General features: G+C 70.1%; 1 protein-coding gene. It reads left to right on the top strand.

What is annotated here, in order from left to right:
• The first annotated feature begins 30 nt into the window (after window positions 1–30).
• Complete coding sequence (locus ICC28_RS39925; RefSeq protein ID WP_188293778.1) at window positions 31–1,455, top strand: family 43 glycosylhydrolase; 1,425 nt, start codon at window positions 31–33, stop codon at window positions 1,453–1,455.
• Window position 1,456 lies beyond the last annotated feature (1 nt).

Below are 1,456 nucleotides of genomic sequence, written 5' to 3'. Positions count from 1 at the left end.
CCTGCGCTCACCCGACGAACGGTCCTCGGCATGATCACCGGCACGGCGGCCGCCGCCTTCACCGGCGTCCAGGCCGGCACCGCCCACGCCGCCGTGCCCGCGTCCCCCGGTGTCACGTACACCAACACCCTCGCCGAGCAGCGGGCCGACCCGCACATCTACAAACACACCGACGGCTACTACTACTTCACCGCCACGGTCCCCGCGTACGACCGGATCGTGCTGCGCCGCGCCACCACGATCCAGGGGCTCACGTCCGCCCCCGAGGCGACCGTCTGGACCAAGCACGCCAGCGGGGAGATGGGCGCGCACATCTGGGCCCCGGAGATCCACTTCATCGACGGCAGGTGGTACATCCACTTCGCCGCCGGGGCCGCCAACGACATCTGGCGGATCCGGCCCTACGTCCTGGAGTGCACGGCCGCGAACCCGGTCACGGGCGCCTGGACGGAGAAGGGCCGCGTCGCGCTGCCGCTGGACACCTTCTCCCTGGACGCGACGACCTTCGTCGTCAACGGCACCCGCTACCTCTCCTGGGCGCAGCACGACCCGGCCGTCGGCCGCGGCACCAATCTCTACATCGCCCGGATGGCCAACCCGTGGACCATCACCGGCACACCGGTCATGATCAGCCGGCCGACCGCCTCGTGGGAGACCGCCGGGGGCGAGACGGTCAACGAGGGCCCGGCCGTGATCCAGCGGAACGGCAAGGTCTTCATGACCTTCTCGGCCAGCGCCACCGACGCCAACTACTGCATGGGCCTGCTGACCGCGTCCGCCTCCGCCGACCTGCTCAGCGCCTCGTCGTGGGCCAAGACCGCCGGCCCCGTCTTCGCCAGCAACGCCGCCACCGGCCAGTACGGCCCCGGACACAACCAGTTCACGGTCTCCGAGGACGGCAAGTCGGACATCCTCGTCTACCACGACCGCGGCTACAAGGACATCAGCGGTGCCCCGCTCAACGACCCCAACCGCCGTACCCGCGTCCAGAAGATCTACTGGAGGGCCGACGGCACACCCGACTTCGGCATTCCGGTCGCCGACGGCCGCACCCCGATCCGGCTCTCCTCGTACAACTTCCCCGACCGGTTCATCCGGCACTGGGAGTACCGCGCCAGGATCGAGGCGAACGTCTCGCCGCTGGCCGACTCGCAGTTCCGCGTGGCCACCGGTCTCGCCGGGACGGGCACCGTCTCCCTGGAGTCGGCGAACTTCCCCGGCTACTTCCTGCGCCACAAGAACCACGAGATGTGGGTGGAGAAGAACGACGGGACGTCGCTGTTCGCCGCTGACGCCTCCTTCACCGCCCGCGCCGGCCTCGCCGACTCCGCCGGCGTCTCGTACGAGTCGTACAACCTCCCGGGCCGCTACCTCCGCCACTACGACTACCTGCTGCGGGTCCAGGCCCTCAGCACGGCGACCGACCGGGCCGACGCCACCTTCCACACCCAGTGAG

The sequence above is a fragment of the Streptomyces sp. TRM68416 genome (assembly GCF_014596915.1).
In the GTDB taxonomy this organism is placed as follows: domain Bacteria; phylum Actinomycetota; class Actinomycetes; order Streptomycetales; family Streptomycetaceae; genus Streptomyces.
Note: the sequence above shows the minus strand (reverse complement) of the source record. Positions and strands in the feature narration are given on the sequence as shown.